Source organism: Aquimarina sp. U1-2, from assembly GCF_017897595.1.
Lineage (GTDB): Bacteria > Bacteroidota > Bacteroidia > Flavobacteriales > Flavobacteriaceae > Aquimarina.
The window spans coordinates 1-349 of the sequence record NZ_JAGKIK010000120.1 but is presented as its reverse complement, the minus strand read 5'-3'; the positions used below and the strand labels follow the sequence as shown (position 1 = coordinate 349).

Here is a 349-nt window from a genome sequence, read left to right as displayed (position 1 = left end):
AATTTTGAGTGGTTACTCCATCAGATACAATTGGAAAAATAATTTCCTTGGTTGCAGAATTAGTATTGTTATCTGCCATAAAATTATGTAAATAACTATCTGCTAATTCATAACCTCCACCAATGATCTTCTCACAATAACTCATACAATCGCTATAGCGATTCTCACTTATGTAAACTTCAGCATTTAAATAAATTTTAGCTAAAATCATTTGGGCAACAGCGCTATCAGCTCTTCCATATTCGTTTTGTCTAGGGGCAACTAAATCATCTTCAATATCTAATAATTCTGCCTCTATAAAAGAGAATAGTTGTGCTCTTTCATAAACTTCTGGTTGTGTATTTAATGG

General features: G+C 32.1%; 1 pseudogene. It reads right to left on the bottom strand.

Annotated elements, in window-relative coordinates:
- A pseudogene (locus J8281_RS19305) lies at positions 1-349 on the bottom strand (RagB/SusD family nutrient uptake outer membrane protein); the annotation flags it as partial.